The sequence below is a fragment of the Flavonifractor plautii ATCC 29863 genome (assembly GCF_000239295.1).
Lineage (GTDB): Bacteria > Bacillota > Clostridia > Oscillospirales > Oscillospiraceae > Flavonifractor > Flavonifractor plautii.
In genome coordinates this window covers 1-8,021 of record NZ_JH417765.1, presented here as the reverse complement: position 1 = coordinate 8,021, position 8,021 = coordinate 1, and the positions used below count along the sequence as shown (strand labels likewise).

At 53.7% G+C, this 8,021-nt stretch carries 13 protein-coding genes and 1 pseudogene; all 14 read right to left on the bottom strand.

All coding sequences use genetic code 11. The features are described from left to right. Positions 1 to 107 precede the first annotated feature (107 nt). Positions 108 to 695 carry a hypothetical protein gene (locus HMPREF0372_RS19680; protein ID WP_155116997.1) on the bottom strand — a complete coding sequence of 196 codons (588 nt, stop codon included), beginning with the start codon at positions 693 to 695 and terminating at the stop codon, positions 108 to 110. Further along, positions 692 to 1,189, bottom strand: coding sequence for a hypothetical protein (locus HMPREF0372_RS19675; RefSeq protein WP_021632198.1), 498 nt, complete (start codon positions 1,187 to 1,189; stop codon positions 692 to 694). The genes HMPREF0372_RS19680 and HMPREF0372_RS19675 overlap by 4 nt, the downstream gene beginning before the upstream one ends. Positions 1,190 to 1,501: 312 nt before the next feature. Then, the gene (locus tag HMPREF0372_RS09325; protein WP_039997097.1) at positions 1,502 to 1,894 is read right to left on the bottom strand and encodes a DUF3846 domain-containing protein; all 393 of its coding nucleotides are present in this window, start codon (positions 1,892 to 1,894) and stop codon (positions 1,502 to 1,504) included. Further along, positions 1,891 to 2,385: a hypothetical protein gene (locus tag HMPREF0372_RS09320; protein ID WP_007491356.1), complete on the bottom strand. Its 495-nt coding sequence runs from the start codon at positions 2,383 to 2,385 to the stop codon at positions 1,891 to 1,893. The genes HMPREF0372_RS09325 and HMPREF0372_RS09320 overlap by 4 nt, the downstream gene beginning before the upstream one ends. After that, positions 2,375 to 2,779 carry a hypothetical protein gene (locus HMPREF0372_RS09315; protein WP_039997095.1) on the bottom strand — a complete coding sequence of 135 codons (405 nt, stop codon included), beginning with the start codon at positions 2,777 to 2,779 and terminating at the stop codon, positions 2,375 to 2,377. The genes HMPREF0372_RS09320 and HMPREF0372_RS09315 overlap by 11 nt, the downstream gene beginning before the upstream one ends. A 28-nt stretch (positions 2,780 to 2,807) precedes the next feature. After that, on the bottom strand, positions 2,808 to 3,338 hold the full coding sequence (locus tag HMPREF0372_RS09310) for a gamma-glutamylcyclotransferase family protein (RefSeq protein WP_007491352.1): 531 nt from the start codon (positions 3,336 to 3,338) through the stop codon (positions 2,808 to 2,810). Then, positions 3,331 to 3,582: a hypothetical protein gene (locus HMPREF0372_RS09305; RefSeq protein WP_007491351.1), complete on the bottom strand. Its 252-nt coding sequence runs from the start codon at positions 3,580 to 3,582 to the stop codon at positions 3,331 to 3,333. Before HMPREF0372_RS09305 ends, HMPREF0372_RS09310 begins: the two co-directional genes overlap by 8 nt. Positions 3,583 to 3,584: 2 nt before the next feature. Then, positions 3,585 to 4,550, bottom strand: a complete 966-nt coding sequence (locus tag HMPREF0372_RS09300; protein WP_007491350.1) for an amidoligase family protein — start codon at positions 4,548 to 4,550, stop codon at positions 3,585 to 3,587. Then, positions 4,547 to 5,704: a DNA (cytosine-5-)-methyltransferase gene (gene dcm, locus HMPREF0372_RS09295; protein WP_007491349.1), complete on the bottom strand. Its 1,158-nt coding sequence runs from the start codon at positions 5,702 to 5,704 to the stop codon at positions 4,547 to 4,549. Before dcm ends, HMPREF0372_RS09300 begins: the two co-directional genes overlap by 4 nt. A 14-nt stretch (positions 5,705 to 5,718) precedes the next feature. After that, entirely contained in the window at positions 5,719 to 6,018 is a 300-nt protein-coding gene (locus HMPREF0372_RS20575) for a hypothetical protein (RefSeq protein WP_007491348.1), read from the bottom strand. Continuing rightward, positions 6,008 to 6,940, bottom strand: coding sequence for a ParM/StbA family protein (locus tag HMPREF0372_RS09285; RefSeq protein ID WP_007491347.1), 933 nt, complete (start codon positions 6,938 to 6,940; stop codon positions 6,008 to 6,010). The genes HMPREF0372_RS20575 and HMPREF0372_RS09285 overlap by 11 nt, the downstream gene beginning before the upstream one ends. After that, positions 6,937 to 7,305, bottom strand: a complete 369-nt coding sequence (locus HMPREF0372_RS09280; protein ID WP_007491346.1) for a hypothetical protein — start codon at positions 7,303 to 7,305, stop codon at positions 6,937 to 6,939. Before HMPREF0372_RS09280 ends, HMPREF0372_RS09285 begins: the two co-directional genes overlap by 4 nt. Before the next feature lies 1 nt (position 7,306). Next, a complete protein-coding gene (locus HMPREF0372_RS09275) occupies positions 7,307 to 7,726 on the bottom strand; it encodes a hypothetical protein (protein ID WP_007491345.1) in 420 nt (139 codons plus the stop codon). Further along, positions 7,723 to 8,021 (bottom strand): annotated as a pseudogene (locus tag HMPREF0372_RS20355) (hypothetical protein); the annotation flags it as partial. The gene HMPREF0372_RS09275 and the pseudogene HMPREF0372_RS20355, both read right to left, overlap by 4 nt.

The following is an 8,021-nucleotide window of genomic DNA, read 5'->3' as shown; positions in this document are numbered from 1 at the left end:
AAACCATTTTGCGAAAATTCCTTGACACTACCCAACTTCTTGATAAAATAATTTATTATTAAGCATAAAACTAAGGGGTGCCTTATTATAAGGCACCCCTTGATTCATCAATACTTTTCTATACGGAAACGTTCAATATAATCACCTTGCATAAGTATAGAAAATTTTTCTGGCTTCTCTAAATTTTTACTTAGATACCTCTCAAAGAAGTCAAGAAGCTTTTGAGTAGAATTTGTCAAATCGACATAATTTGAATTACTCAAACTATCGCGTATGAGACTTATATAGTCCATCCGTTTGGAGTAATCACCAGGATCAACATTTAAGGGAGTTGGAATTAGAAGCTTATTTGCTCCAGAGGTATAGGCTCCTATTCTCTGTTGATGCGCAAGAAGAGCACATAATTCAGGATAGGTTGCATTTGTCGGATCAATATCATTAATATGTACGACTTCTTCATAACTACCAGACATAGATGTTCCAAAAATCTTAACAATTGGATCTTCCGCGGTGGAATCAATGGTGTACATAACATTTACACTTTGACCACCGTAGCCACCACCGGAATAGATACAATCTTTACTCAACATGTATACATGAAAAGAATGAGAAGATTTAGAACTTGGAGTAGAGTTTTTCGTTATATGGGGAGAGGAAAGAGTGAGCGGCAGAGACGTAACAATATCTTTTATCATGTGTTGTCGGTAGCCTCAAAAGTAAAGTCAAGGGAAATGGACTTTTCCGTATACGGCCAGTTGGTGGAAACATAAGTGGTTTTGAACGTATATGTGCCAGGCTCTGTAATGGGGCCACAATCATAGAGATATGCAAAAGCGACAGCGGTTTTATTATCTGGACCAAGCCAATATCCATGCAATGTTTTATCGTTGGAGGTAAGCTGCGTATCGTTCCAAAATGCTTTCCTGTTATCGTTTCCATAACCAGTAACTTTAATAATTACTCCCCAATGATCAGTTCCTTCTATCCACCCATAGTCATAAAGCTCCAGTGCAGTAACTTGTGGGGCAGACTTTCGCAGTGTTATTGTGGGAGCTGGGATAGGAGTAGAATGGGTTATTACATCTTCAGAACTAATAGTGATGGGAGAGTCGGAAGTTGCCGCAAACACTGGGACAGAAAGGCTTAAAGCTATGCAAAGTGCGATGAAAAGCGAGATAATTTTTTTCATAACAATCACTCCTACATAAATAATCACTCTACTCTTTCCAACTATAATTTTAATATATCAAACAAAACTTGTAAAGAGGTAAATAGAAAAATTTATGTAAAATAAACATATTGTACAGTGAAAATATATTTGCCAACATAATTTACATTAGTAATGACCGTTCCAGACAAAGTTTCATTTTCGTAGGATATAGAGTCTCCACAAGTATTTGCAAAAAGTTTTTTATTGGTTAGGCTGGAGCCGTCTTAAGGCTACCTGTTGGGGGCGAATCTTTGTCGTAAACTCATAGTTAACTCTGAATTCAGAATATGCTTATCTTTCATGCGCGTTCCCTCGTTTCTTCTTTTGCTCAGTTTTTGTGCCTTGAGGCTGTTCCTTCACTGCGGTAATGACCATGACATTGTCATATAGCTCCTTATACCGTCGGATCTGTTCTTCCGTCAGGGAAACAAAGTCCTCCGCACCCAGCCCTGCGAGGAAGAACGTCCCGCAGACAATGTCATAGGGCAGGCCACTCTCATCCATCAAAGGGCGGTTGCAGGGCAAGCCGAGTCCCTTTCCGTTGGCGTTACATACGATAGCCACAGCTTCATCAAAAGGATATGTGGCTTCAATATCTCCGCCCACGGCCTCCTGCATGGCCTTCAGCCCGCTGATCTCCCGCACATAGCAGGGTTTCATGGGCTCCACGATCAAAACCTTTATGATCTTTCACCCCTTTCCGCTTTCTTTTTATGATTTCTTTTCCCGTACAGGGAATGAAAATCCGGCTTGGGGATATCTTCCCGAAGCCGGTCTGTCTGGTAGCAGAAGATAAAAAATTTGTGGAGTTCCCGCTGTGGGAAAAATCGTAGATAATATCGGTATTTGCTGGTGTCGATTCGGAATGCGTAAAAGGTTTGTCTGCCGCGCATGAGCGCCTGGGGACGCGCTTCACAATATGCCCGCATGGAGGGAAGGTCCCGCAGAGGACCGCTGTCTCCCCGGAGGGCTCCCAGTAAGGTGTTCAATTCCGCCTGGAACGCTGGGGAGGCCAGCTCCTCATTCTTCTTTAACAGGGTGATTTCGACTTCGCCCGTATTGGTAAACACTCCACGCAGATGGGCCGTGCAGGCTCCCTCCTGTAATTTGGTCGAAAACAGATCGTTGACATCAAGCTCACCGCTGGTCAAGAACTGGTGCGGTTCATCGCTCACGGGATCTTCCTCCTTGCCTGGGTGGATGCTCAGGGAAGCTGTCGCCTGTCCGCTGTTTCGCGGGCAGCCGTTCCTCCCGATCCCGCTGCTGGACGATACGAAGCACATCCCGAAAGGCCATGTACTGCTGGATCTCTGCCGGGTCCTCGGTCAAAGTCCGAACTGTCTCCCAGCATGGACTCCCGTGACAACTGAAATCCTCCTGCACCACCAGAGCAGTATGTCCCTCGCCACCTGTCAGGTGGACACGCTGCCCGCGGAGTTCTTCCGCGCGGCTGTAGAGGCCATAGGCCAGACCAATGGCCTTCAGCGCCTCCAGTGCGTCCACGGTGGTATAAACCTGTTCTGTGCTGATATGTACTTCCCCAGACAGGGAAATGCTTTTGTTTGGCATAGGTTCTGCCTCCTGACTGATTTTAAGTTTATCGCCCACGGTCTTTCTTCCGTCTGGGCGAGAGCTGGCCGCAGGCGCTGCGGTTGAGCCGCTCTGTCTCCCGGGGAACCTCCTCCACGCAGTGCTCCCACGCCTGCTTGAGTGGCTGTGTGGGCAGGCCGCTCTGCCGGTAGCCCTCCAGGATGCCGTTGTAATAATAAAAGGAGGGAATGGCTGGCTCCTTGCACAGCTCCGTCATGACATAGGCCATAACCGTGTGCTCCTGCCCAGCATGTCCATGAACCGTTACCGGCTCCTTCCCATACAGGTGAGGGTAACCCTCATAATAATCCAGGGAGCGCTCACACTCTGGTGTGATGTTCCACAGCAGGCCGTGTACTGTGCTCCCCTCCCTGGGAGCGATGGTGGACACTCCGGCGCCCCGCAAATTGCCGCGGAACAGAAGTTCATAATTCTCCAATGTGACTGGTCCCACCACCTGGGCGTCTGGGCAGCGCTGGGCCATCTGATCCAGGTTGATATTGCTCCCATAGGCGAAGTACAGCTTTCCCTCAGCCATTTTCCAGCACCTCCAGCACACCAATTTTCGCCAGTTCCCCAAACAGTACCCGTGCCTGCTCCTCCAGGCCGTGCTTCGGCAGGACACAGTCCCGGTCCGTCATGCGGATGAAGTTGCTGCGGAGCTGCCAGAGATAGCTCTCCGTATCCGGGAACTCAGTGGGGTCAAAGGCGGCCAGCCGGAGCTGTTCCAGGATCTCCGCCCCAGTCCCCTCATAAATAGTGTCATCAATTCGTATCTTCATGGTCACCTCTCCGCCTCACGATGTTTTTTCTTCTTGTTTCGATTGACTTCATAGCTGTCCTTGTCGAAGCGCCAGGCCCGGTCCCCATCCAGATGCGCCAGCAGCAGATCGCGGGTCTCCCTGAACTCATCGCCATTGAGGCCCAGGCGCACCAGCCACACCCGGAAGGTAAACAGCTCATTATCGCTGCGGGTCTTGCGCATGATGGTGCTGCGCTGGGCGATGGCCTGGGCGGACATGGCGAGACAGAGGTTCACATAGGCGGTGGCCAGATTGGGGTTCAGGGTGGAGTTGAAGCACCGCCACTCCACCGTACCCCGGTAAAAAACCGAATGGAGGTTAAGCGCGTAATAACGTGTCCAATTGTAATGATCCGTTTTGTGAACATCTCCCTCATACCAGATCCGCTCCAACTGAGTCAGATCTGGTGTCTCCTCTGCAGATAGGGCCCTGGCCTTCCGCAACATAGGTTCTCGTACCTTTTTACAAAAACGGATGGCCCGCACCTCATTTACCTGCAAGGCTTTAAACAGAAGATCCTCTTTGGAGTACATGATGCTGATGAGGTTCTTCAGACTCTGCCGGTTGTGGTTGGCGGCGTCTACATGAACGTGGATACCACAGGAGTCATTGACCTTGGCGCCGATCTGCTTTAGGCGCCGCATACACTCCTGGAGTTTGGGGAGTTCTGGATAGGTCAGCTTGGGGGTGACCAGCTCCACACGAAAATCTTTGATGTCATTTTCCAGATACTCTGTTCCGGTCCACTGCTCCCCAATAATGCTGGCGTCGCTGACCAGCTTCCACTCCTTGCCCGTGGGGTCCTTCACTTTCCAGGTATCATAGACGCCGCCTTTGGCTTTCGGTATGGTCCCAAAGTAGTCCGCCAGCGCTTGAGCGGCCTGCTTACGGGTGATACCGGTCATCTCCACTTCTACGCCGAAGCACTGGTCTTTCAGGCCGGTCATGCCGCATCACCCATCTTCCGCGGTTCTTCATCCACCGCCAGGATACGGCGGCCAATGGCTTCGATCACCGTAACGGTGACACTGTTTCCGGCCTGCTTATAGGCCTGGGCATCTGAGGTGAATGCCAGGATCTTGTCGATCTGCTCTTCCGCAAATCCCTGGAGCCGAAGGCTTTCACGGGGCATCAGGCGGCGGATGCGCCCGCCGCGCTCCACGATTCCCTGGATGCAGCTGGTCTCCAGGGTGTGTGCGATATCGTGGCCCACACGCCCACGGCGTGTGTTGCTGCCCGCATACCCCAGATCGACAGTATCACCTATCGCTGCTTCCTTGTAGCCGCGTTTGGTTGCCTCTTTGATCAGCAGGACCCCAGAGCGTTCTCCGCGGTGGTTGCAGAGTGTAGTTTGGCTGTATCGTGCGGTAAGGCACCTGGCGTTCTCGGTCGGTGTCGGCCTGCCGATACACAGATCCACAAAACAGGATCGTGCTGTGTCCGGCTCCATCAGATACAGCCCGGTCTTTACTCCTTTTCCTCCACCTCCGGCAGTCTGTGTACAGGCGGTCCCTCTGGGGTCATAGACTCTCGATCCCTGCGGCCCGCCGAGGACTTGTATAAGAGCTTTTCCGTCTGTTCCGAAGACAGGAAGTATTTTTCCGGCGCATCGGGGATCAAGATATCCGACAATGAACACCCGCTTTCGGACCTGGGGGACACGGAAATCCGCGCTGTTAAGCACCATCCATTCCACGCGGTACCCCAGGTCATTAAGCGTGGCGAGGATGGCAGAAAACGTCCGGCCCTGGTCATGCGTAAGCAGTCCTGGAACGTTCTCAAGCAGAAGATACGCAGGTCGTCTGGCTTGAGCCAGGCGGGCAATCTCAAAGAAGAGAGTGCCTCTGGCATCTTCAAATCCCTTTCTTCGGCCAGCATTTGAAAATGCCTGGCAGGGGAATCCCCCGCACAGGAGGTCGAAGCCGGGCAGGTCGTTTGGGTCGATTTTTCTGGCGTCGGGATAGTATCGTTCCTCCTCTCGGATGTCGTGGATGGCGCGGTAGCTGGCGTCGGCGTACTTGTCGATCTCGCAATGGCCGACGCACTGGAAACCTCCAGCTCGGTCCAGTCCGGCCCGGAAGCCGCCGATCCCGGCGAACATATCAAAATAGCGTATCAGGTGATCTCATCTCCTTCCTGCTGCAGGGCAAGAAGAAAGCCGAGGACATTCTCATCCATGTCCCCGGCCTGTGCCTGCCGGCTTTTTTCTGTTGTCAGATCCAAATGGCGCAGTTCTTCCCGGATCAGCCCCCGGATGGCGGACAACAGGGCGTCCTGTTCATGGGCCTTACAGACCATCCTGCACACGGTGTCTGTCCGCTGCCCCACTGGGATGGAACTCAGGATGCGCCAAGCTTCCCGCTGCTGGGGCGATGTCAGAGAAAAAGAAAGGTTGAGCCGCCGCTTACCTGCCATTGCCGACACCCCGCGACATCTGCCCCACAAGGCGCTCATATCCTTTAGCGTTCAGGGATACGTCATCCAGGATAAGCGGGCGGCACAGGCCGTCTGTGGCCGAAAGGTGGCGTTTTAAGAGCGCCGCTCCGCCGCCCAGGAAAATGGCGGGCATGGCTCGGATGTCCAGGCCGCTCTCTGTGACTGCCGAGAGCAGGTTTCGGGCGTACTTGCCCGCCTGGGTGTGGATGACCGCTCTGATCCGCTCGTCCATCCCGCCGGAACTGCCCCGCAGGGCGCTTTCGATCTGAGCGGTCGTCATGGACAGCCCGAACAACCGGCGCACCTGTTCGCTGATCTCGTCAATGCAGCGGATCATGCCAAGTTCCAGGCTCCGGCAGGAAGCGGCGTTGGGGATGCGGTTATCCAGCCGCATCAGATCCACCGTCCAGCCGCCAATGTCCGCCACAATGACGGACGGCTCGTCCAGCAGTTCCGTCTGGGTCAGTACGGCGGCATAGCCCTGGGGAAACAGGGACACCTCCTGGATGGTGACGGTGTAGTCCTGCCCCTCGTAGCGAAAAGGGATAGCGCTTCCATCCCGATACAGGTATGAACGGAAGGACTTCTTGTCCCGGCCAAAGCTGGTCAGGGGCAGGCCCGCGGCCAGGTGGACGCTGGCGGTGTGCTCCGCACCCCGATGCTCCAGTTCCTTGGCGATGGCTGCCAGGGTGAGCAGATAGTAGTCCTCCGTCTGGGTCTTATCCCTCTGAAGCGGCTGGCGGCCGCTGCCCACCACATAATATCTGCCGTTGTACTCCAGTACGTCTTTCTGGGTGTACGGCTCATGTTCGTACTCCACCAATCCAGTGGGGAACGAAAAGTGTACAGTTTTCATGGCTGCGTAGCCATGATCCACGCCGATCACAATTACATCTTTCATCTGGTACTGTGCTCCTTCCGATCATGTTGTTTCTGAGGATTCAGATGGTAGTCGTGCAGGACCGCTGTGTACAGCTTCTGCTCGAATGCCCGATATGCCGGCGTGGTGCGGTCGAGGGGGAGAAGGACAGCCCGTTCATAGCAGGTTCCAGGCACGATCTCCCACTGAACCGCATGGAACTGATCCGCCAGCAGATAGCGCATGAGCTGGTGGCCGTTCATCATTTCGAACATCCCGCGGGCATCCTCATAAGGGAACTGCCCATATAGATCAAAGCCAGTCATCCTCTTGGCCGTGAAGTACAGCTTGAAGCCACCTGGGTCCAGTTTTGGAGCGATCTGCTCATAGAATGTCTTGGCATCCATCTCAACCAGCCCTTCTCCACTTGCGGGCCAGCCGTTCCAGAACCGTCAGCCTGCCGGACACTTTCCGCGCCGAGAGATCCAGTCCTTTCATCTGGTTTTGGATACGGCGGTGGATCTGCTTGAGCTGCCGCCTGTCGCCGCAGCCCTCCAGCACTACATAGCTGCCTTTTCCGTTGGCCAGCACTTCACGCTTGCCGCCCTCGTCTCGGAGACTGGCCATGAGCCGCTGGCCCAGGCGCTTGCGGTAGCTGTCTTGGAGGGCCTCCACATCCCCGCACACGCCATGCTTTTTCAGGATCGCGGCGATCTCGCTGGAATGGATCTCCATTCCCTCGAACAACGCCTCCAGGATCTCCTGCTCCGCCTCTGGCGGCAGTCTGGGCGGAGCAGTCGGCTTGGCACCCGTGTTTTCCCGGTTCATCGCTCTGCCTCCTTTCGCTTCTTTTGAGGAGGATGCATCGCTTTTTCGGGCGGCGGATTACCACGCCAGGACTCTGGGGCCATGGAATTGATATGGCGGAGCATATCCCGCACGTTTCCACAGGTGAATTCCGGCTGCTCAAATCCATGGCGCCCTGTGTAAAGCGTCCACTTATGGGCCTCATGGGGACTGTCCCGGATGACCACAAAATACTTCCCGCTGCGGTCGCCATGCAGCGGTTCAAACCGTATGTCATCATAGAGCGGGCCGGACAGCGGGCAGTTGTTCTTGAACC